The sequence below is a fragment of the Granulicella aggregans genome, assembly GCF_025685565.1.
Lineage (GTDB): Bacteria > Acidobacteriota > Terriglobia > Terriglobales > Acidobacteriaceae > Edaphobacter > Edaphobacter aggregans_B.
The window spans coordinates 454391-477697 of the sequence record NZ_JAGSYE010000003.1; the positions used below are offsets into that span (position 1 = coordinate 454391).

General features: G+C 60.0%; 17 protein-coding genes. 8 read left to right on the forward strand and 9 right to left on the reverse strand.

The genetic code is table 11. From position 1 onward, the window contains the following. The 8 genes from OHL18_RS17195 to OHL18_RS17230 all read left to right on the forward strand — a co-directional run bounded on the left by OHL18_RS17195 (position 1) and on the right by OHL18_RS17230 (position 10378). The gene (locus OHL18_RS17195) at positions 1-1998 is read left to right on the forward strand and encodes a YjhG/YagF family D-xylonate dehydratase (protein ID WP_263376103.1); all 1998 of its coding nucleotides are present in this window, start codon (positions 1-3) and stop codon (positions 1996-1998) included. Next, on the forward strand, positions 1995-2816 hold the full coding sequence (locus tag OHL18_RS17200; RefSeq protein WP_263376104.1) for a fumarylacetoacetate hydrolase family protein: 822 nt from the start codon (positions 1995-1997) through the stop codon (positions 2814-2816). The genes OHL18_RS17195 and OHL18_RS17200 overlap by 4 nt, the downstream gene beginning before the upstream one ends. Positions 2817-3085: 269 nt before the next feature. Next, positions 3086-4375 carry an MFS transporter gene (locus OHL18_RS17205; RefSeq protein WP_263376105.1) on the forward strand — a complete coding sequence of 430 codons (1290 nt, stop codon included), beginning with the start codon at positions 3086-3088 and terminating at the stop codon, positions 4373-4375. A gap of 93 nt (positions 4376-4468) precedes the next feature. After that, positions 4469-5707 carry an ATP-binding protein gene (locus OHL18_RS17210; protein WP_263376106.1) on the forward strand — a complete coding sequence of 413 codons (1239 nt, stop codon included), beginning with the start codon at positions 4469-4471 and terminating at the stop codon, positions 5705-5707. A 100-nt stretch (positions 5708-5807) separates the two neighbouring features. Continuing rightward, positions 5808-6431 (forward strand): response regulator, encoded by a 624-nt coding sequence (locus OHL18_RS17215; protein ID WP_263376572.1) that lies wholly within the window; start codon positions 5808-5810, stop codon positions 6429-6431. Between the two features lie 16 nt (positions 6432-6447). Continuing rightward, positions 6448-7206, forward strand: a complete 759-nt coding sequence (locus tag OHL18_RS17220) for an RraA family protein (protein WP_263376107.1) — start codon at positions 6448-6450, stop codon at positions 7204-7206. A 134-nt stretch (positions 7207-7340) separates the two neighbouring features. Continuing rightward, positions 7341-8945 (forward strand): twin-arginine translocation signal domain-containing protein, encoded by a 1605-nt coding sequence (locus OHL18_RS17225; protein WP_263376108.1) that lies wholly within the window; start codon positions 7341-7343, stop codon positions 8943-8945. A gap of 23 nt (positions 8946-8968) precedes the next feature. Next, positions 8969-10378 carry an amidohydrolase/deacetylase family metallohydrolase gene (locus OHL18_RS17230; protein ID WP_263376109.1) on the forward strand — a complete coding sequence of 470 codons (1410 nt, stop codon included), beginning with the start codon at positions 8969-8971 and terminating at the stop codon, positions 10376-10378. A 7-nt stretch (positions 10379-10385) separates the two neighbouring features. Here OHL18_RS17230 and OHL18_RS17235 read toward each other — a convergent pair whose 3' ends face one another. From OHL18_RS17235 to OHL18_RS17275, 9 genes are all read right to left on the reverse strand, one after another. After that, the gene (locus tag OHL18_RS17235; protein ID WP_263376110.1) at positions 10386-11135 is read right to left on the reverse strand and encodes a lactonase family protein; all 750 of its coding nucleotides are present in this window, start codon (positions 11133-11135) and stop codon (positions 10386-10388) included. A 15-nt stretch (positions 11136-11150) separates the two neighbouring features. Next, positions 11151-12653, reverse strand: coding sequence for an FAD-dependent oxidoreductase (locus tag OHL18_RS17240; protein WP_263376111.1), 1503 nt, complete (start codon positions 12651-12653; stop codon positions 11151-11153). Positions 12654-12676: 23 nt separating this feature from the next. Next, the gene (locus tag OHL18_RS17245) at positions 12677-13171 is read right to left on the reverse strand and encodes a RidA family protein (protein ID WP_263376112.1); all 495 of its coding nucleotides are present in this window, start codon (positions 13169-13171) and stop codon (positions 12677-12679) included. 23 nt (positions 13172-13194) lie between these two features. Next, on the reverse strand, positions 13195-14493 hold the full coding sequence (locus OHL18_RS17250) for a selenocysteine synthase (RefSeq protein WP_263376113.1): 1299 nt from the start codon (positions 14491-14493) through the stop codon (positions 13195-13197). 98 nt (positions 14494-14591) lie between these two features. Beyond that, positions 14592-17972 carry a TonB-dependent receptor gene (locus OHL18_RS17255; RefSeq protein WP_263376114.1) on the reverse strand — a complete coding sequence of 1127 codons (3381 nt, stop codon included), beginning with the start codon at positions 17970-17972 and terminating at the stop codon, positions 14592-14594. 390 nt (positions 17973-18362) lie between these two features. Next, a complete protein-coding gene (locus OHL18_RS17260; protein WP_263376115.1) occupies positions 18363-19013 on the reverse strand; it encodes a bifunctional 4-hydroxy-2-oxoglutarate aldolase/2-dehydro-3-deoxy-phosphogluconate aldolase in 651 nt (216 codons plus the stop codon). A 13-nt stretch (positions 19014-19026) separates the two neighbouring features. Continuing rightward, positions 19027-20097: a sugar kinase gene (locus OHL18_RS17265; protein WP_263376116.1), complete on the reverse strand. Its 1071-nt coding sequence runs from the start codon at positions 20095-20097 to the stop codon at positions 19027-19029. A 348-nt stretch (positions 20098-20445) separates the two neighbouring features. Further along, entirely contained in the window at positions 20446-20952 is a 507-nt protein-coding gene (locus tag OHL18_RS17270; RefSeq protein WP_263376117.1) for a DUF4142 domain-containing protein, read from the reverse strand. A 97-nt stretch (positions 20953-21049) separates the two neighbouring features. Next, on the reverse strand, positions 21050-23239 hold the full coding sequence (locus OHL18_RS17275; protein ID WP_263376118.1) for a glycoside hydrolase family 3 C-terminal domain-containing protein: 2190 nt from the start codon (positions 23237-23239) through the stop codon (positions 21050-21052). Positions 23240-23307: the final 68 nt, after the last annotated feature.

The window sequence follows — 23307 nt, forward strand, 5'->3', positions numbered from 1 at the left end:
ATGCTCACTGACACCGAGATCCTCGATAGTAGCCCTTCGCTCTTCGCCGACGTAAAGACCCATGCGCCGGGTCCGAGCGGTTCGCTGCCCATCACTCCCGAGATGCTGCTGAACCAACCCTCGGGCAATCTCTTCGGCCTGTCGCAAAACGCCGGCATGGGGTGGGAGCCCGCACGGCTACTTGATCCTGAGTTTCTTATTCTGAGCACGCATGGCGGGATGCGCGCACAGGATGGCACCGCCATCGCGCTCGGATTTCACACCGGCCACTGGGAGGTCGGGCTGCTGGTGGCGGAGGCAGCGCGTGAACTTCGCAATCATCACGCTATTCCTTTTGCCGGCGCATGCACGGACCCCTGCGATGGACGAACACAAGGCACGGCGGGGATGCTCGATTCGCTGGCCTATCGCAACGACGCGGCCATGGTGCTGCGCCGGCTGATGCGGTCGCTGCCGACGCGGAAGGGTGTGCTCGGCATCGCCACATGCGACAAGGGACTGCCTGCGATGATGATGGCGCTTGCTTCCTCGGGCAGCTATCCCAGCATTCTCGTTCCCGGCGGAGTGACGCTGCTGCCCGAAGACGGCGAGGATGCAGGGAAGATCCAGACCATCGGGGCGCGCTATGCACAGAACCAGATCACACTGGAGTATGCGGCGGAGATGGGGTGCAAGACGTGCGCCTCTCCGGGCGGCGGCTGTCAGTTTTTAGGTACCGCGGCTACGGCGCAAGTTGTCGGCGAAGCGCTTGGGCTCTCGCTGCCGCACACGGCGCTTGCGCCTTCGGGCCAGCCTATTTGGCTCGACGCGGCGACACGTTCCGCACGGGCTCTGCTGCGCATGGCCGAGCTGGGAGTCGGCACACGCGACATCCTCACGCCTGCTGCCCTGCGCAACGTGATGGTGGTTCACGCAGCTTTTGGAGGATCGACCAACCTGCTGCTTCACATCCCGGCCATCGCTCACGCCGCAGGTCTTCCTCGTCCGACCAAGGAGGACTGGGAGGCGATCAACCGGCAGGTTCCGCGTCTGGTCGATGCCTTGCCTAACGGCCCGCACGGCTATGCGACGGTGCAGGTATTTCTTGCCGGAGGTGTACCCGAGGTGATGCTTCATCTGCGCGAGGCTGGCCTGCTCGACACTACGGTGCGTACGGCGTCAGGCAATACGCTCGATGAGGTTCTCGACTGGTGGAGGCAAAGCGAGCGACGGGCTGCGCTTCGAGCGCGGCTGACGGATATCAATGGGATAGATCCCGATGATGTCATTCTCTCACCCAGCCGCGCACGCGCGAGCGGTATGACTGCTACGGTCTGCTTCCCGTCTGGCAATCTCGCGCCGGAAGGCTCGGTCATCAAGAGTACCTCCATCGATCCATCGCTCATCGATGAGGACGGCGTGTACCGGCACATTGGCTCGGCGCGCGTCTTCATCACCGAGGCTGCTGCGATCGATGCGATAAAGCGAGGCAACGTCTCACACGGCGACGTGATTGTCCTTATCTGTGGCGGGCCTGCTGGCGCCGGCATGCAGGAGATCTACCAGGTCACCTCCGCACTCAAGAATCTGCCCTTCTGCAAACACGTCGCGGTACTGACCGATGCTCGTTTCAGTGGTGTGTCGACCGGCGCGTGCATTGGGCACATCTCTCCTGAGGCTCTCGCTGGAGGGCCAATCGGCAAGGTGCTCGAGGGCGATGTGATTGAGATCGGCATCGACACCCGAGCGCTGCATGGCTCCGTCGACCTGGTCGGCGAAGCGGATGACCGATTCACTCCGGACGAAGGCCGCCGGCGCCTCAAAGCACGCGTACCGCGTCCGGATCTCGCAGCACATCCCGACCTTCCCGATGACACACGACTCTGGGCGGCGCTGACAAACGCAAGCGGCGGTGTCTGGGGCGGCTGCGTGTATGACACAGATAGCATCCTTGCCCAGTTGGAACGCGGTGCTGAGACAGAAGCGCAACACCAAGTTAAAAGGAAGATCGACGCATGAAGCTCTACAGAACTACTCAAGGCATCCTGGCCGAAGCTGAAGGCAGCTTCCACACTCTTCCGGATAGAAGCTGGAGCGAACTTCTCGCCGACCCAGACCTGCTCTCAATCGTGCGGCAGGCGACCGAGACTGCACCGGTCCAACTGGACGCGGTATCTGTTCTCGCCCCGATTGTCGACCAAGAGGTTTGGGCGGCGGGAGTCACTTACTTTCGCAGCCGGGATGCTCGCATCGCCGAGAGCAAGGAGGCCGGTGGAAGCTCCTTTTATGATCGTGTCTATGCCGCCGAACGCCCTGAACTGTTCTTCAAGGCTGCAGGCTGGCGGGTGATAGGCCCCGACGGTGCAGTGAGTATTCGGTCCGATGCAAGCTGGTCGGTGCCCGAGCCTGAGCTAACGCTGGTGATCAATCCGTCGGGAAAGATCGTGGGCTATACGATCGGCAATGACATGAGTTCGCGCGATATTGAGGGCGAAAATCCGCTCTATCTGCCGCAGGCCAAGGTCTACAACGGTAGCTGCGCGCTGGGCCCAGCGATCCTCCTTGCCGACGAATCTCTCCCCAAATCAACCAGCATCGAGATTGAGATTCAGCGCAAGAATGCAGTTGTCTTTAGCGGAGACACGACTCTCGCCGAGCTGAAACGAGAGCCGACCCAGCTTGTTGAGTACCTCTTTCGCGACCAGCACTTTCCGCATGGTGTCTTCCTGATGACCGGCACAGGCATTGTCCCGAGCGATCACTTCACCCTGTTATCCGGCGACGTCATCCGCATTTCAATCTCCGGAATCGGTGTTCTCAAAAATTACGTTGGATGAGAGATTCGCTTCCTTTGCCCGAATCCCCAACCCTGCCGCTCGTAACGCCCGCTGAACTTCTTCTCAGTTGAGGACAGATTCGAGGGTAGGACTGTCGACGGTACTCAAGTAATTCGTCTCACTGCTTCCCCGGCAAGAATTCGATCTTCGTGGGACATATGCCCTAGGCTCCCGCAGCCTTTCTCCCGGAAGATGGATGTCAGTCTAATGACAGCACTTCTAATTGCCTATGAGCCTTCGCGGCTCGAGCCTGCAGATCCGGGGGAACGATGATCAAGGTCGTACCTCGAATCCGCGTTCGTTACTTTCTCGGATTCTGGCTGTTCATTCTCAGTGGCGTTGCCTTTCTTGATCGAACCAACATTTCGATCGCCGGTCTGGACATTAGCCGCGACTATGGCCTGAACAACCAGTCACTGGGATGGGTCTTTTCAGCATTCCTGATCGGATACGCGGGCTTTCAGTTGCCGGCCGGGATTCTGGCGGCGCGCTTCGGTCCCCGGTGGGTGCTGACCCTTGGGGTGCTCTGGTGGGGCGTGGCAACGGCGTTGATCACTGCCCTGCCGACCGGCACTGAGCACACCCTCGGGCTGCTCATCGCGGTACGGTTTCTGCTCGGCGCGGGCGAGGCGGTGATCTATCCCGCGGCGAACCAGTTTGTCGCGTCATGGATTCCACAGAATGAACGCGGTGTGATGAACGGCCTTATCTTTGCAGGAGTTGGAGCCGGCAGCGGCCTCACTCCCCCGCTGCTGACGTGGATCATTCTGGGTGAAGGCTGGCGCGCGGCATTCTGGTTCAGCGCGTTTGTGGGTTGCGCGGCGGGTATGGTCTGGTGGGTGTTCGCACGGGACAATCCTGAGGAGCATCCGGGCGTCTCGCGCGCGGAGCTGAAGGAGATCCGGTCGGGCCTTACATTCGATTCGCGTGATGGCAAGCGAACAGGCGAGAGAGCCATCTCCTGGAGAGCGCTCTTCGCCCGGCGCGACCTTGCAGCCTTAATGGCGGGATACTTCAGCTTCGGGTATATCGCATGGGTCTTCTTCAGCTGGTTCTTTTTGTACATGGCCCAGGTACGCGGCGTGAATCTCAAGCTGAGCGCGCGCTACGCGATGCTCCCGTTCCTGTGTATGACGGTCTTCTGTCTGGTGGGCGGATCTCTTTCCGACCGGCTGACAAAACGGTTCGGACTGCGATTCGGACGTTGCTATCTCGCGGCTGCATCGTTACTGGTGACCGCAGCGTTCCTCATCGTCGGTTCCCAGGTAAGCAGCCCGCAGTGGGCCGGAATCATCCTCGCCGGCGGAGCGGGAGCCCTCTATATGTCGCAGAGCAGCTTCTGGTCCGTCTCGGTCGACATCGCGGGCCGAAGCTCAAGCGTATTCTCTTCGCTGGTAAACATGGCGGGGCAGTTTGGCGGAGCCTTGACCGCGACCATGACGCCATGGATCGCGCAAAGGTTCGGCTGGACGACGTCGTTCGGCGTCGCGGCAGCGATGGCGGTCGTGGGCTCACTCTGCTGGCTGGTGGTTCATCCGGAGCGTGCGCTTGAGGACTGACGGAATCAGGAAGGCCCAGATATCTCGTGGAATAATGACCTATTGACTCTCAACCAGGGTGTTTCTCCAGCGATGGCATGCATAGGGAGGCCGGTGTACTTCGTTCTGGCTGGCGTACTGTTGCTGGCTGGCAGAGAGCTGCGCTCACAGATCGCGCCCTATCCAACGCCATCAACGGAGATGCCCTCCGCAGGTCGAGACCGGACCGAAGCGGTCGCGCTGGCGGGAACCTCTCCACCCGCGGTCGTGATTCGCGGCTGGTCGACCAGCTCCGAGGTCGGGCCCACAAGTGAGAGTCTGGAGCCGCTGGTCTTGAACGCCGGGAACCGCGATCTGGTGATCTTCTTCGATGCCACGCCCGGCCGCAAAACCGATCTCGAGTTTCGATACCGCCTTACCGGATATGATCCGGACTGGACGGTGACCCCTAGCAAGCTCGCTCACTACCGGCGGCTCAGCCCCGGACATTTTGAGATGGAAGTAGAAGCCCGCGAGGCAGGCGGACAATGGTCTGCAACCGCAGCGACTCTCAAGGTCGTGCAACGCCGCTTCTTCTACCAGACCTGGTACTTCTACGTCCTGGTCGGCGTAGCGATGGTGCTGATTGGGACGCAGTTGCTGAGCCAGCGAGATCAACTGCTCAAGGGAGAGATGGGCATTGTGCTGGAGGAGCGGAACCGCATCGCCAGCGACTGCCATGACACGCTGATGGCCGGGTTCGCGGCCATCTCCTGGCAACTGGAGGCGACGGCGAAGCTCTTCCGAGACACCCATGCGGAGCTGACACCGGCGGCAAAGTCCTGTGAGCTGGCACGCAGCATGGTCTCGCACTGCCAGGCGGAGGCGAGGCGAATTATCTGGGACTTGCGCGATACCGAGGAGCTGACCGACAACCTCTCGCAGGCGCTGACACGCGCTCTGGCGGCGCACCGCATGCGCGAGACCATCGAGACCACCTTCGAAGTCTATGGCGATGAGACTCCCATCGCGCCCGGTGCGGTCCACCACCTCGTCTGCATCGGGCAGGAGGCCATAACGAATGCGGTGCGCCACGCGCAGGCGACCAACATCCACGTCGCGCTGCGCTATGGGACCGACTCGCTGAATCTCTCCGTAAAGGACGATGGCAAAGGATTCCATGTGTCGGACACATCGACCCGGACCGGACACTTCGGTATCCCGGTGATGCAGGAGCGCGCGAGGAAGCTTGGCGGAGCTCTGAAGCTGACCAGTTCCGCGCAGTCAGGGACCGAGGTTGCGGTGACAGTTAGTTTTCAGGCGATCGATCGCTCGCTGAAGCAAAGGGACGTGGTGCCGTGGATTGGCGTCTAGGCGGGATCGCAAAGTCGATTAAGGGGATGTAACCATGCAGGGAGACCACGAAGTGGAAGAAGCGACAGAGCGGCCAGGGTATCCGGTACGAACTTCGGGGCTGAAGCCGATCCGGGTCTTGCTGATCGAAGATCATTTTCTAGCGCGAATGGCCTTGCAAAGCGTTCTCGCGGGCCACTCACAGATCAAGGTCGTCGGCGAGGCGTCCGATGGAGAGCAAGGCATCGAGCAGTTTCGCGCGCTGAAGCCGGACGTGGTGGTGCTCGACCTTCGGCTGCCGCGTGTAAGCGGGTTCGAGGTGATCGTGACGCTGCGCAAGATGGCCCAGCCGGCGAGAATCGTGGTCCTCTCGAACTACCACGGATCGGAAGATATCTATCGCGCCGTACGATCGGGCGCCATGGCCTACCTAACCAAGGACGCGAGCGGAGAAGAGCTCATCAACGCCATTCGCAACGTCGCCCGTGACCTTCGGTATCTTCCTCGGGTCGCGCTCGATCGGCTGGCGGAGAGGACTCCCGCGGTCGAACTGACGCCTCGCGAGAGTGAAGTGCTCGTCTGCATTACCCAGGGGCTATCGAACCGCGAGATTGCAGAGGCTCTGCGGATTGCAGAGAAGACGGTGCGGATCCATGTGTCCTCCGTGCTGGATAAGATGGGCGCGCGCGATAGGACACAGGCGACCATCTACGCGCTGCAGCGTGGTTTGGTTCACTTTGACTAAACGAGGAGCGTGAAAAATGAGAATCGGCGGACGAACTGTCTGGATCACTGGTGGCGCTACTGCGCTGTTGCTTGTAGCGGCGGGAGTTCATGCGGATACTCCGCTGACTGCCGCGGACTACGAGCATGATGCGGCGCGGATGCTCGAGGCATACCGGCATGTTGAGGCCGCATCGGTCTCGGATGCGGAGGAGCAACTCCTTCATGAGAAGCACTACATGTCGCACAAGGTGCAGGCGATCTTTCCCACCAAGTTCGCGGGCGTCGCGCTGACGGTCCTGTTGAAGAAGGAAGAAAACAACGATCCGGCTGCACTATCAGGAATGCTGAGCGCCATCGACAGCGGCGGTCCAGGCTCGGTCTACGTGATGAAGGTGGAGGACGGCGAAGACATCGCCGGCATGGGTGGCCTGATGGGGACAGCCATGTTCGCGCGCGGCTTTGCAGGCGCAGTCGTCGATGGCGGGGTCCGAGACCTGCCGCAGTTGAAGCGAATCGGCTTTCCCGTGTACGCGACAGGCCCGGTGCCGTCGACCTCGGTATCGCACTATCGCTTCGGTGGCATGAACGGAACCATCGAGGTTGCGGGCACGAGAGTAAGTGGCGGAGACATCATCGTGGCGGACCAGGACGGCGTGGTCGTTGTGCCACGGACACATGCTGTGGAGGTGCTGCTGCGTGCACAGAAGCTCGATGAGAGCGAGCACAGCATGTATCCGTATATCGAAAAGTTCCACTCCATCGTGGAAGCAGTGAGACAGTTCGGGCGAATTTGACCGCGGCGCGTCTAGGACATTTGGCCTAGCAGAGCACGGGGCTTCCGCCCGATGACAGGACCGTTACATCGGAGTGCAATAGAAGCTCCATCGAAAGCCAATATCAAGGCAGCAAGAAAGACGGGAAAGCAACGATGCGCCTTTTGAAGCGTGGAAACTGGTCGAGACGAGATGTATTGAAGCAGTCCGGAATTCTTTCGGCGGCACTGGCGGCGGCTCCCGTGAGCGCATCGGCGGCGCTGCTTACAGTCGAAACAAGCGCAGTGCCGACTAACACCGGAACGGCCACTGAGAACCTGTACACGAAGATCGGCGTTCGCCCCATCATCAACGCCCGCGGCACCTTCACCATCATCTCCGGGTCGCAGTCGCTGCCCGAGGTGAAGCAGGCGATGTTCGAGGCATCGCAGCACTACGTGCATCTCGACGAGTTGATGCCTGCGGTGGGCGCGGAGATTGCAAGCCACATGGGAGCGCCCAGCGCGATTGTGACGGTGGGTTGCGAGGCCGCGATCGCGCTGGCAACGGTGGCCTGTATCTGCGGGACTGACCCGGAGCTCTCGCAATCGTTCCCCTACAACAAGAAGCGCAGCCAGGTGATCATTCCCAAACACTCGCGCAACCCCTACGACTTTGGCGTGCGCATGTCCGGGCCAGAGATCGTCGAAGTCGAGAGCGATGACGAGCTGCGGTCGAAGATTAACGACAAGACGGCGATGATCTATATCCTCTCCGGCCCGCGCGCGTTTGAAGAGCCGCTCTCGATCAAGACGATCTGCGCGATCGCGAAAGAGAAGGGCGTCCCCGTATTCGTGGATGCTGCGGCGGAAGAGCCTCTCGTGCCGAACATTCATCTCGCTGCCGGGGCGACTTTCGTTGCTTACTCAGGTGGCAAGTGTATGCGCGGGCCCCAGACGGCAGGCGTTCTGCTTGGGCCGAAAGATCTCTGCGCGGCAGCCTTCTGGAACGCGGCACCCCACCATAACTGGGGACGCGCGCTGAAGGTGGGCAAGGAAGAAGCGATGGGTATGCTTGCCGCTGTCCGCGCATGGTACAAGCGTGATCACGAGGCGGAGCAGAAGCAGTGGCTGGAGTGGGACAAATACATCGCCGAAGCGGTGAAGGGCATCCCGACGGTGACGACGGAGATTCGCATGCCCAGCGCGGACCTCTCAAACCGCGCACCGACACTGCAGATCCGCTGGGATGGCGCAAAAGTTGGCATCACCGGGACCGAGCTCGTCGAGAGACTCGACAAGGGAACGCCGCGAATTCTTGTTGATGGTGGTCGTGGCCGCAGGCCGGAGATGATGGAGTCGTCCATCGGCATCATGCCGTACATGATGCAGCCGGGAGACTACAAGATCGTCGCGGACACCATCGCAAAGTATCTGCGCAACCCGGGCCACTACGAGAACCCTCCCGTCTACACCGGGGCTCTTGCGAACGTTGCGGGAAGCTGGAATGTGACGATCAACTACTCGCGCGGCGTAGGGCTGCAGCAGTTGGAGCTCAGCCAGGATGGCAATGCCTTGAGTGGCACGCAGAAGGGCGAGGTCTACAACTCGCAACTAAAGGGTAAGGTCGTTGCGGATCACGCAACGCTCTCCGGAACAATGCAGGTAAGCGGCACCGAAGTTCCGTATACCTTCACCGGCGTGGTCTCTGGCAACACATTCGCCGGCGACGTGAAGCTTGGCGAGTACGGCACGGCTACATTCAAGGCTATTCGGGCGTAACAACAAGGAGTGACATGGGAATCATGGGTCTTCGTCGCAGTTTCGCGGGCATCTTCGCCGCTGCAGTTCTGTTGTCGGCTTCGTCGCTATGTACTGCGGCACAGGAGGGCGGCCCTCCGAAGGAGGTTCCGCCCAATCCCCTGGCTTATGACCTTCTGCTAAAGGGCGGCCACGTCATCGACGCGAAGAACAAGATCGATGGGCTGCGCGATGTCGGCATCAAGGACGGAAAGATCGCTGCGGTTGGCGAGCACCTTGAAGCGAAGGACGCGCTGAAGATCGTCGATGTGCATGGCTTCTACGTGACGCCCGGCCTGATCGATATCCATGTGCACGCCTATGCTGGGACGGGCGAGAGGAACTCCTATGCAGGCGATAACTCGGTGTATCCCGATGGCTTTACCCTGCGCACAGGTGTCACAACGGTGGTTGATGCGGGCAGCTCGGGGCGGAAGAACTTCGACGACTTCAAGGACCGCGTGATCGATCGCTCAAAGACGCGCGTGCTGGCTGAACTCAACATCGTAGGCGCGGGTATGCGTGGGCCGAAGTACGAAGACAACCTCGACGACATGGACGGCAAGCTGACCGGCGAGAAGGCGAAGCAGTATCCCGGCGTAGTGGTGGGCATCAAGAGCGCGCACTTCAGTGGACCGGAATGGAAGCCCTTCGACCAAGCTGTGATCGCAGGCACGATCGCGGATATCCCGGTGATGATCGACTACGGTGCGAACCGTCCGGAGCGGCCTTTGCTGCAGCTTGTATCAACGCATCTGCGGCCGGGAGACATCTACACGCACTGCTTCTCCGGCCTGCGCGGCGAGCAGAACCCGCAGACCGGCGGCCCTTCTGAAGCGCTGGTCGTGATGCGCAAGCGGGGCATCTACTGCGACGTGGGACATGGCGGCGGATCGTTCTCATGGACGGTGGCAGGGCCAATCGTGGCGACGGGCTACAAGCCCGATTCGATCTCGACCGACCTCCACATCACGTCGATGAACAACGGCATGAAGGACATGCTGAATGTGGCCGACAAGATGATGGTGCTGGGTGAGACCATCCCCGAGGTAATCGAGCAGATGACCTCGGCACCTGCACATGAGATCAAGCAGGACCAGCTTGGCAATCTGTCCGTTGGCTCCGGTGCCGACGTAGCGGTGCTGTCCGTAGAGACGGGGCGCTTCGGCTTCGTAGACATGTACAACACCAAGCGGACAGGCACGAAGAAGCTGGTGTGCCAGCTGACGCTGCGCGATGGCAAGGTGGTCTACGACTTGAACGGCATCTCGGCGGACACGTGGGATGCGAAGCAGCATTCGGCTGACGTGCGGCAGGCATCGCGCTGGACGACGTTCAATGAGCGGCCCATCAGTACAAGCAAGTTCCCACTTTCCACGCCGGCTGGTGCACCCGTTCCTGCGACTCCTAAGTAGACACCTACTAGAGATCGAGCAGAGCGAAACTGGCCGCGTATTGCGCGGCCAGTTCTCGTTTAAGAGTAGTGGCGCTAGAGCACTGGACTTCGCTATCCTCGGATGCCTTGATCGGGAGCCCGCGCTCTAAGGATGAGCCGTCGCGTATCTCAAGGCACTCCACGCAATTGGACGTAGTAACGAGGACCGCAGAAGATGACGCGCGGAATGAGACGCTGAGCCGCGACGAAGCCAGCCCAGGAAGCTTGAGTGGTGAAGGGGTTGGAATCAAGGCCCCGTCGCTGCTTAGCGGAAAGAGATTAAAGATCGCGGAGGTAGTTGACGCGATGACGAGATGCCTTCCGTCAGGGGCAATAGCTATGCGGTCCGGCAGCGTCGCGGCAAGCGTGAGCGGGTCATGGCTCATCCGGGAAAGTCTAGCCCCAGATGTGTCGATGCGGAAGGCGGAGACGGAGCCGCGGGGGCGATGCCGATGCTCAGCAATGCAATGGGCCACGTACAGAACAGGCAGCGTGGGATGAAGAACAATGGCCCTTGGAGCGGCCGCAGGAGTCGAGAAGGACAGTCGCCAAGGGCCATCATTGACGCGATAGACCTCGATGCGATCTGTATCTGAGCCATGGGCTGCAACGATTCCGGCGAAGGCAAGCTGGCTCGCGTTCAAAGCGCCCATCACGCGGACGACACGCGACGACGCAGGCGCCGCAAGCGTCAGCGTGGAGAGGAAGCGGCGGCGAGTTAGGGGCACAAGAGACATAGGTCCTCCCGAGGCTCAGGCGCGAATACTCATGGAGCTATGAAAGATGTTGTTGGGATCGTAGCGTCGTTTCACCGACTGCAGAAAGGGATAGAGTGGACCGGTGCCATAGAAAAGCTGTGGCCAGTGGGAGTAACGCAGCATGTCGGAGTCCGCGTAGTTCATATAGCAGCCTTCGAAGCGTTCGCCAAGCGGAGTTCCCTGGTACTGCGGCGGAACATGCGGTCCGGTGTAGACTGCGGTAAAAAAATCATCCATGAACTTCAGCCGGGCCGCGTCTTCCTCCTCCGTGCGCCAGTAGCACTGCCACTGCAGCTTCATGATCGACGATCGTTGCGCGATGGCCGTGTCGTGCGCGCGTTCGGGCCGATTGATGGCACCGCCGTAGGAGTCGATGCTGAGATACGTGCCCTGCGTCTGGTCGCCGGGATTCGCAAGGTAGCGATAGATTGCCTTGCATTCGTCTGCGGTAAAGTTCTGCTTCATGTAAGCGGACTTGTACTTGGCGCGGCTGCCTCCACCGCTGCCTCCGCCTGCGAGCGTGGCGTTAAGCCACGGCCGGCGTTCGATCTGATAGGCCTTTGCTGAAGCGGATGGCGTCTCCGGGTTAAAGCTCGAAAAACGCTCGAAAAACTCTTGTTGTATGGAGAGATCGCTTGCGGTGCCGTCCCGCTGGACGAACTGTGTATGGATGCCGAAGCGTGCGCCGGCGTGATTGTCGGGCACAAGAAAGAGGATAGAGAAAAGACCCCAGGTATCGGGATCGAGGCCACGCGTGCTCCAGTAGTCGCCATAGGTAGTGAGGAGTTTGCTCAGGCGCTCTTCCGTCATGGAAGACCATGAGAACCAGAGGCTCGCCTCCGCGACCTCGCGCGGGGCGGGGGGAAGGTGATCGAAGTGGAAGCGGGTGATAACTCCAAAGTTGCCACCGCCTGCGCCGCGGCAGGCGCGAAAGAGTTCAGGATCATGCTGCGCGTCGACGTGACGCGGAATGACTCGACCATGGGCGTCGACAGTGAGGATATCGACCCCAGTGAGCCAGTCGGAGGTCAGGCCATGCATTCGCGAGAGCAGACCATAGCCGCCGCCGGAGATGTGGCCACCCGCGCCGACCATGTAACACGTGCCTGCGGGAAGCGTGACGGCATAACGCTTGAACAGCGTCTGATAGACATCGCCGAGCAGAGCGCCGGGTGCGATGCGGAATGCACCGTTATGGCGGTCGACGAGGTTGAAGGTGGAGAGGTCGAGGATCGCTCCGCCAGGATTGTTGGCGACGAAGTCCTCGTAGCAATGGCCTCCACTGCGTACGGTAGGCCGCAGGCCGGCGGTCACGATGCGCTGCAGCGCTGCGGACGTCTCCTCTTCGTTGGAACAGATGACGATACGGCCCGCCGCCTCGGCGCCGGACGCGGGAAAGCGGAGATTGTGGCCGCGCTTGAGTGTCTCAAAGCGCGAGTCGCCGCGTTCAATCACGACCGGTGCATTTGGGGGCGGATCGAGAAGATTGGAGGGCACCGTCTAGAACCTCGCAGAAAGATTTAGATATAGGCGATGCAGTCGATCTCTACAAGCGAATTTCCGGGGATGCCGCCGGCAGGAGAGACAGTCGTGCGGACAGGAGGAATCTTGCCCCAGCGGTTCGCGTAAGCAGTATTCATGCGGGCCCAGTCTTTGATGTCGTTCAGGTAGACGTTGACCTTGAGGACTTTCTCCATGGAAGAGCCGGCGGCAATGAGGTTCTTCTCCAGCTCGTCGAGGACATGCTTGGTGGCCTCTTCAATCGTACCGGGCTCGTGATAGCCGACGCCCGCGAGGAAGAGCATGTTCCCATACGAGACCGCGCTCGAGAAGAGTGGCGGCGCAGCGTTCGGGTTGTCGGAGTTCTTCGTGGGGTAGGACTTCTTTTCTGGCTTCGGCGTAGCAGCCTCGGCGGGTGCAGCGAGTACGGCTGCACCGGTAGCGACAGCAGCGGCCTTCGCGGCGTTCTTTAGTAGGCCCCGGCGTGAAGTTTGATTCTCGGACAGCTTGGTCATCTTGATCTCCTTGTAGAGCTGGGTCAGGCTTTGGGGTTGGAGAGGACGGTCTTGAGGTGTTGACCGACGATCTCGGCTTCGCCGGGTTGCATCATCCAGGTGCCGACGACGATGGTGTTCTCGTTGGAGTGCGTGCCCAGCCGGCCAGTCGTTCCAGTGGCCGGGTTCAGTTCGATGCGCGGGCGCATCGTTTGGAGACGCGTCTGCACCTGTTTCGGGGTGATGCCGACGACCTTGGGATCGTAGGCAAGGATGAGGTGGGGAACGTGGTTCGCGATCTCCGGCATGAAGACTTCGCTGGTCAGCGTGGGGATGTCTTTCAACATGCCAGAGATGGTGTTCGCACGGCGCATGTACTCGGCTTGATTGGCCTCATCGCTTTGTTCGAGCAGCCAGTCAACCGCAGCGACCATACCGACGATCTGTTCCTTCGCAACCTTCATGCCACGGCCCACGGCGTCGGAGTTGGGGCTGTCGTTCTCATTTGCGAGATCGATGAGATGCTTCTTGCCGAGCAGAAGTCCTGCGTTTTGTGGACCACGAATGCCTTTGCCACCGGAGAAGCAGACGAGGTCAAAGCCCATGCCCGTGTACTTCCAGAGGTTCCCGATCGGCGGCATGTCCGCGGCAGCGTCGAGATGGCAGGGAACGTTGTGGCTGTGCGCGACGTCGAGCCATGTCTTGCGGTCGATCTCACCTGCCTCGGCCGAGTTGAAGAAGTTGGTCATCACCGTATTGGGCGAGAAGGCACGCTTGTAGTCCTCGATGGTGACGACCTCGACAATGTGCGCGCCGCATAGCTGCATGGCGTGATCGTACTCGTAGCGATGGGCCTTCTGCACGATGACTTCGCTCTTCATGCCGGGATGGTCCTTGCTCGGCCAGACCTCCTGCGGGATCTGGTCAGGACGGCAGTTGTTCGCGGACATAATGCAGGCCGCCGTGGCGAGCGTCAGCGCAGCCGAGGCTCCCGAGGTCACGAGCGCACCCTCGCAGTGCAGCTTGCGCGAAAGGTATGCTCCGGATGCCTGCTGCAACTCCTTCAGCACCACGGGATGCAATGCTGCTTTCGCGACGGCCCGCTGCACCTGTGGCGGCATGACAGCGGCGGTCAGATAAGTATAGGTACCGGCGGCGTTGATGATGGTGTCTACGCCAAGCTTTGCGTAGTAGTCGTCCAATGGAACGGGCGTTTCTGCGCAAGCGGCTGCAGAGCTGGCGAATGGCAGCGCGGGGGCCACGCCCAATACGCCCAGGAGACCCTGCGACCAGCGCAAGAAGCTGCGGCGCGAGAGGGGATCGATATTCGTTGACGAAGGCATGGAGAACTCCCTGACAGTGGATGCGAACATCGAATGCGAAAAAGAGAGAGGCGCGGGCGCATGGAATGCGTTCGCGCCTCTCTTGCAAGAGTAACGGGTTAGAAGATGATCTTGCCGGAGAGCTCGAGCACGCGAGCTCCGCTAAACGTTCCGGGCACGGACTGGACGCTGGTGATCTCCCCGAAGCCGGGGTTAAACGTTAGGCAGGCGTTGGCGCGACAGGGGTCTGATGCGGTTTTGCCCGTGTTAATGGTGATTCCACCCGAGCTGGGATTTGCTCCGCTTGGGTGGTTGAAGATATTGAATGCCTCTGACCGGAACTGCAGCTTCGCCCACTCGCCTACTGCAAAGTCCTTGAAGACCGCGAGGTTCTCGTACTGGAAGCCAGGACCGATGAGGCTGTTGCGGTGAAGATTGCCGTATCCTACAGGGTTCGAGCTCAGGCTATAGTTGACGGCAGGAGTGTAAGCGGTGGTGTCGATGCAGGAGTTGGTGTTTCCGCTAAGGCCAGAGTACGCGTTGTGCAGATTGCACTTCGCTTTTTCAACGTGAGCCCAGGAAGGACGCTCGGTGCCCTGGTCCACGCCCGCGGCAGAGGTATTGCTGCTCATGGAGATGGTGTACGGCATGCCCGCTTGGATGTTGACGATCGCGCTTGTGTGCCATCCGCCTAGAGCTTCGCGGGTGAGCAGGTTTGTCGTGGCCAGCTTAGGCAGGGCGTATGTAAACTCGGCGACGAAGCGGTTGCGGACGTCCCAGTTGGCGTTTCCATAGTCCGCGCGGATGTTGTACTGCTGCGAGGTGGTTCCACCGTTGTTCGAGTCGGGAGAGATGTCCAGGTCATGGGACCAGGTGTAGCTCGCCTGGCCGGAGAGGCCATGGAACTCGCGCTGACGAAGCACCGCAGTTAGAGCGTTGTAGTGTGAGTACTCGTCCTCCTGGAACGTGCGGATGGAACCGAAGAGCTGGTTCGGTCGTTGCGAGTTGAGCGACTTGACCGTGGTGTTGACTGGGTTCAGCGGCTCGTTGTTGTAGAAGCTGCGATCGAGATGGAGAGAGTGCGAGCCGAGATACTGCAGTTCGAACGCAGCTCCTTTCCACATCTCCTGGCCCAGGTCCGCGTTCCACTGGTAGCTGCGCTGGGTCTTCAGGTTCTCCTCCGGGGTGTACGCGCTGACGTAGGTCCCGGCCACGCCAGCCACGGGAGAGGTCTTGCCTGCGCCGTTGGTTGGATTGGTGAACGATAGCGGCGCTGCGTTGGTGGTGCTGTAGGTCACGGCCGCGGCGAAGGGATAGTTCGAGGTGAGCAGCGTGTAGGTGTTCAACTGGTTTGGGTTGTAGTAGAAGCCGACTCCACCTCGGAAGACGGTCTTTTCGGTAAGCCGGTAGTCGAGTCCGAGACGCGGGCCCAGGTTGTCGGTCTGAGTCTTGCCAAGCTTGTAGCCGGGGGTGGGGGTGTAGCTGGCACCCAGCGTTGCTGTCGAAGCCGGGATAAGAGCCGTCTGCGAATCGTTCAGCATACGGGCATAGCCATTTAGGCTGTACGGCGCCGTGGGCAGGTCGTAGCGGAAACCGTAGTTTAGGGTTAGTCTCTGGCTTACCTGCCAGTTGTCCAGCGCGAAGAAGCCGTCGCGCCACTCGCCGACAGAACCCTTGATTGTGTCGATGGGAGTGGTCACGTTGTTCACAAGACCGAGGACGAAGTCTGCGGGAGCGTAGCCGGTGCTGACGAGCGTGGTGCAGGGGTTGGTGGCTGTCACAACACAACTTGTGCCCGAGAAGCCAATCGTTCCCAACGGGTTGTTCGTCGCTTCGCGCCCAAGGGTGATGCGCCGGAATTCACCGCCAACAATGATGCTGTGTTTGCCGTGCGTATAGCTCAACTGCTCGTACAGGTCGTAGGTGCGATCGTCCTGGAACCAGTTGCTGCCCGAGTTGCCCACGCCCTGGAAGTTGGCGATGCTGAGCACCGGAACGCCAGGGTTGTTGTAGATCGTGTCCGCATTGAAGCCCGGAATACCGAGATTCGTTCCGGCGCTCTTCAATCCTGCCGTGTACCAGTAGTTCAGGTTCTCCGCGATCAGCTTGTTGACGCCGAGATACAGATCGTTGACCAGCGAGGGCGTAAGGATGTGCGTGTATCCGAAGGCAAAGTTGCGACTGTTCGTCGGGCCGTTCGAAGCATTCGCCGCGAACGACGTGCCAGAGACGAAGGTCAGGTCTTGCCAGTAGTAGCGACCGAAGAGCTTGATCTTGTCGCCGATGTTCTCGTCGATACGATCGATCGACTGCTTGATGACGATGTCGCTTGGGTAAGAGTTGTTCAGATTGTTCGCGATGCCCGGCAGGTTCGGGGCGACCATGTAGGCTTCGTACTTCTTCGCGATCGCTGCGTCCGCTGTAGCAAGCTGGCTCGCTGGGATCTGATTGTTTGCGTACGGAAGACCGGTTGTCGGATCGTAGATCGTGCCGGAGTAGGCGCTGAAGTCGCCGGCCTCGAATGCGGGCGTCAGTACAGACGAAACCCCGGAGCCCTGGCCGATCTGGTTCAGCTTCTCGTACGAGCCGAAAAAGAAGGTCTTGTCGCGGCCGTTGTAGAGATGCGGAATGAAGACCGGGCCACCGAGGTTGAAGCCGTACTGGTTGAAGTGCAGGATCGGCTTGGCCGAGCCAGGCTTTGCCGTGAAGGGGTACGCATTGAGCGCGGTGTTCTCGATGTAATCGTAGACCGCGCCATGCAGCTTGTTCGTGCCGTTCTTGCTGGTCATGTTGACGTGCAGACCAAGGTAGGATCCATACTGCGCGGAGTAGTTGCCGCTCTGCACCTGCACCGCGGAGACCATGTCGGCCGCCGGATGGTCGGGCGTCGTCGAGATGAGATTGTTCATGATCGAAACGCCATCGAGCGAGATGCTGTTCTGGATCTCGCGCTGGCCCGCGCCTTCGATGTCCTCGCCCGGAGGATTGCCCTGGTAGCTGGTCTTCGATCCGATGTAGACGTTGGACGAGACCGCCGCGATATCGAGCGCGTTGTGGCTGCTCACGGGAAGCTCTTCAACAGCCTGTTGGCTGAAGGTCTCGGCCAGTGTCGAATCGTCTGTCGAGAGTGGCGGCGTGGTGGCTGAAACGGATACAACATCGCTCACTCCGCCGGGCTTCAGCGAGAAGTCGTTGCGTACAGCAAGGTTAAGCGTCACCGTGATGCCCGTCTTGATCGACTTCGAGAACCCGGCCTGCTCCACCGAGACGGAGTACGTACCCGGAATGATGAAGCTGATCGAGTAGTAGCCTTCATTGTTGGTCGTTCCTTCGGTTGCGACATGGGTCTGCTCGTCGGTCGCTACAACGTGCGCCCCGGCGACAACGCCGCCACTCGCATCGACCACAGTTCCTACCAGCGAAGTGTTGTTGGCGATCTGCGCATGCAGGGCAAGAGGGGTCAACAGGTACGCAAGACAGTAGAGGAACGCTTTTCTCATGATGGTCTCCTGATAGAAAACTGGCGAATCATTTTCGGATCGACCGTTTTGCCGGACACGCGCTGCGGGCAAGAGGTGCGAACGGACGTCAGTTGTTACTTGAGTGTCACGATTGGATTACAGCCAGGAAAAGATGTCATGGGTCTGTTGCCGGGTAAGTGTCTAGGTCAAAAGACCTAAGCACAGTAAGGTTGCAAGGACCTCCACAGACAAGCATTCACGCTCTTAAAGGAACGGCCGTGTCTATGCGCGCCGACTGAGGACGCACGAAGATCTCGCCCACGATCAAGTCGATCCCGCTCTTTCAGACGGAATCAGCTTGATCGTGGGCGAGCGAGTAAGACGGAATTGTTGAGAGGAAGCCAATCTTTGGCAGCTCGTTAACTTGCGTTAGCCTTCAGACCTGAACCGCCGCACGATATCCAGATAACGCGCCGCTTTCGAAGTGATCTCGTGCGCCCTGCCCTGTGCCATCGCCCCCGCGTCCACTAGATCTGCGCCTACTCCCAAAGCGAACGCTCCCGCATCGAGAAAGCTCCTGGCGGTGTCAAGACTCACGCCGCCTGTAGGAATCATTTCGACCTGTGGCAGCGGGGCCTTGATGCTCTTCAGATAGCTCGCACCGCCCATGGCATTTGCCGGGAAGACTTTGATGACATCCGCGCCCGCCTGCCACGCCGTTACGATCTCGGTCGGAGTGAGCGCACCTGGAAGCACCGCGATGTCGTACCGCTGACATATCTCGACGGTCTTGATGTTCAAGGACGGACTTACGATAAACCTCGCGCCCTCGAGCATGCAGATACGCGCAGTCTCCGGGTCAAGCACAGTCCCCGCGCCAACCAGAACATCGGGCCGTTCTCTGGCAAGCCGAGCCATCACGCGAATGGCTCCGGGAATCGTCATGGTCACTTCGAACACATTGATTCCACCCATGGACATCGCCGAAACCAGCTCAAGCGCCAGCGCTTCGCTATCGGCGCGAAGTACGGGCACCAATCCCACGGACTTCATCTGCTCCATTACTGCGTACTTCGTCATAAGTTCCTCTAGCCTAACGTAAAGTTGCCGCGTGACCACCGTTCATCAGGTGTTCGACCTCTGCAAGCGAAGCCATCGAAGAGTCTCCTGGAGTCGTCATCACGAGTGCCCCGTGCGCGATGCCGCAATTGAGAGCATAGTCAATCTCTCGACCCGCAAGAAGCCCGTAGATAAGCCCGGCGGCGAACGCATCTCCGCTGCCCACGCGGTCCAGAACTTCAAGCATAGGGAAGTGCAGACCTTCGACCGCTTTACCGTTTGCGAACGCGAAGCCGCTCCAATCGTTCCTGCTTGCGGTCTGTGCTCTTCTCACACTGGACGCGATCACCTTCAGGTTGGAATACTCGTCGTTCACGCGCGCCGCCATCTCGCCAAAAGAATCAAGCGTATGCCAGACGGGACCATTGGAAGACGCGGAGGCTGTTCGAGCTATGTCGCCCTCGTGGCCCAGCAACACATCGACGAGCGGCATAAGCGACCGGTTCACGGCGATCGAACCCTGGCGACCACCACGAGAGCTCCAGAGCGACGGACGATAGTTACAGTCATAGCTGACTATCGCGCCATGAGCTCGCGCCGCGATCATCGCCTCTCGCACAACCTCCGTTGAACTCTCGCTCAGCGCGGTCGTGATGCCGCCCGTGTGAAACCAGCGAACGCCATGCGAGAAGACGGGTTTCCAATCGATGTCTCCCGGCTTCAGCTGCGCCATAGCGGTGTGGCCGCGGTCCATCATGCCCAGGCCGCCACGAACTCCGAAGCCACGCTCAAGGAAGTAAATGCCATTCCGAGCGTCGCGCCCGACGCCGTCGAACGTTCGCCACTGGATGTGGTCTGTACGCACTCCACCTTGCAAGACCAGGTCTTCGATCAACCTTCCAACGGCGTTGTCCACAAGCGCACTGGCGATGGCGGTGCGAAGACCGAAGCAGCGATGCAGGCCGCGCGCCACGTTGTACTCTCCGCCGCCCTCCCACACATGAAAGCTCCGTGACCCGACGATGCGGCGCTCGCCTGGATCGAAACGAAGCAGTATTTCGCCGAGAGAGACAAGATCGTAGCCCTCATCCTTGGACGGCTTCACTGAGAACCCCTCTTCCAAAGCAACTTCCCCCTTGGACACGCTCAGTGTCAATCTTCAAAATGCCTAAGAGACTTGCATCTTGTCAAAGAGTGGCTTGGCGGATAGAGGAACGGGAGATCGCCTGTGGCGGCCCCTTTGCACTAAATTGTCTAGCGCAAGCTTGCCATGTCTTGGTCAATCAGGCGGCGATATGAGCTCTTCGCCCCGGAGATCACACCCAGTTTTTTCTCGGCCATGACGAGCTTTGACGCCAGCTCGAGAGCACGCTTCATCAGATATACCGAGTGCGAATCTAAGATTAAGTGGGAAGCAGGCCCCATCCGATCACGAACAGGGCCTTGGGTTTAGCTAGAGCTTCTTCTTCAGGTCGTATGCCATGTTCTTGTGCGCCGCGACAGCCGTCTTTCCCTTGATCACAGCGGTGCGGAACTTCACGTCTTTGGTGTCCTTCGCCTCGGAGGTGAAGGCGCTGAGCGCCTTGGTGTGGTCGGAGACCATGTCGCTGATGTACTCCTTGTCGAAGTCGTTGCCGGAGAGTCCGTCAAGCTTCTTCAACTCATCCTGATGGTCGGAGTCCGGGCCACTCGGTGGCGTAAGTCCCCACGAGTCCGCAAACGGCTTCATGCTCTCGGACATCTTTGTATGTTCGGTGACCATCTTGTCCGCAAAGGCTTTTACTGCGGGATTGGTGGCCTTCTGTTGCGCAAGCTGACTCATCGCAATCTCGTTCTGGTCGGATTGGGCCGCCATCGCGAGAAACTTCTTATCATCATCCGATTCGGCCTTCGCGCGGGTTGTAGTCGCGCAAGCCATGAGCGCCACTGCGGCGCAGCAGGCGATATAAGTCTTTTTCATGACATTCTCCATTCGTCAGGATTCCCTGAACTCGAAGTGAGAGTGCAGACCGCGCTCCAGCGTTGTACGGTTCGCCAAATGCGAGCGAAAAATCTGCCTAGCGTACCTGTAGCGTCGTGGAAAGCTTGACATCATTCGAGGCGCTTCCGAGCATCACGCTCACGGGTTCGGATTCGATTTTGAAGGCGCTGTCTTTCTCATCCCAGTAGGCGAGTGATGAGGCTTTGACCGAAAGCTGGACAGTTCGCGTCTGGCCCGGTTCGACCGCAACTCGCTGGAACGCCTTCAGTTCCCTGCTTGGTCGTTCGACCTTCGAGGCCATGTGTTTCACGTACATCTGTACGACCTCGTCGCCAGCATGGTCGCCGGTGTTGGTGACATCGACGCTGACCGTCACCGAACCATCCTTCGCGAGCTGCGGCGAGTTCAGCTTCAGGTTCGAGTACTTGAACGTCGTGTAGCTAAGGCCGAAGCCGAAGGGATAAAGCGGCTCGCCCTTGAAATACATGTAGGTGTCGCCATGGCGGATGTTGTAGTCCATCTTCGGCGGAAGCTGGTCGAGCGACTTGGGCCATGTGGCGGTAAGGTGGCCGCCGGGGTTGTAGTCGCCAAAGAGCACCTTTGCGATGGCCGTACCTTCATCCTGCGAGGCGTGGGTGATGTGCAGGATCGCGGGAACGTGGGCCTGCGACCAGTTGATCGCGTAAGGAAAGCTCGAGACGAGGACGACGATGGTCTTCGGGTTGACGGCGTAGACCTGCTTGACGAGCTGCTCCTGTTCCAGCGTGATGCTCTCGCGGTCGCGGCCTTCCCTGCCATCGCTGGCGACGGTGCAGGCGAGCGTGCCGCCGCCGTCGATGGTGTCGTGCCAGTCTTTGGCCATGTCGGGGCCGCAGGTGGGATCGTTGCCGACAACGACAATCGCAACGTCGGATGCCTTGGCGGCATCGATCGCGGTCTGATGGAGCTCACTCGCGGCGTAGTTGATCTTGATGCCGTAGCCAGCCTGGTGCGTGATGCCTTGCAGAGGCGTGACTGCGTAGGGTGGGAAGCCGCCATACCAGTCCCAGTGGACGGAGTCAGCCAGAGGGCCGATCACAGCGATGGACTTCAGGCTCTCGCGCTTGAGCGGAAGCAGCGCCTTCTCGTTCTTGAGCAGGACGACCGACTCAAGCGCCACTTTCTCTGAGATGGCCTTGTGCTTTTCGGTGTTCCAGGGCTCGGGCGAGTCTTTGATCTTCGAATACGGGACGATGTCGTCTGGATCAAGCAGGCCGAGACGGATGGTGACGCGGAACTTGGGGCGGAGCAGGTCGTCGATCTCGGCTTCGGAGATCAGACCTTCCTTGACGGCGGCCCTGGTCTCGTCCTGGTAGGTGTCGAGGAACTGGTTGATGCCGGCCTTCAGGCTCGCGACGACAGCTGATTTTTGATCCGGAAATGCGTGCCGCGGGTCGACGAGGAGCTTCACCGCTCCGCCGTCGCTCGAAAGCACATCGACTCCCCACTGCTTTTGCAGAATGCTCCTGAGGATGGGATTGACGACCATGGGCGTACCATTCCAGGCGTTGTAAGAGGCCATGACGGCCTTGGCTCCGCCATCCTGAAAGCCCATACGGAAGGGCACGGAGTAGTACTCCCAAAAGAGCCGCTGATCGAAGTCGGAGGACGACGAGGTGCGGAAGTCCTCGTTGCTGTTGGCGAGGAAGTGCTTGAGCAGTGCCGCCGAGAGCCAGTACTTCGGATCATCGCCCTGCAGTCCATGGATAAAGGCGGTCGCCATGGTTCCGTTGAAGAATGGATCTTCGCCGTAGACCTCTTCGGTCCGGCCCCAGCGAGGATCGCGCGCGAGATCGGACTGCGGTCCCCAGAGCATCAGAATCTGGCGGTTGTACTTCGCGGTCTGGGTGATGTAGCGAGCTTCATAGCCTTCGACTCCGGCGGCTTGTTTGACCAGCTCCGGGTCCCACGTCTCGCCCAGGCCAGGAGGCTGCGGGAACTGCGTCGTCTCGATCGGCGGCCCATCGTATGCGCCGCGTTGCACAACACCGTGGATGCCTTCGGAGCTGCCGAAGCTCTTTACGCCGAGACGCGGCACAGCCGTCTTCGTACCCAGGCAGGCGATCTTCTCGTCAAGCGTCATGTGCGAGAGCAGGTCGGTGATGCGCTGTTCCATTGGGAGGTCGGGGTTGCGGAAGGGTTCAGCCGGGGTTTGCGAGAAGGCCGAGACAACGGCTCCGAGGCAGAGGCTGGTGGCGAAGATCTTTGCGAAGACTTGTCTGGTCATGTATCCCGTCTGGCGTTGCGGTTCGTGGAGTCGAGAGGGCAGGAGCAGTGTACAGAAAAGAAGCCCTG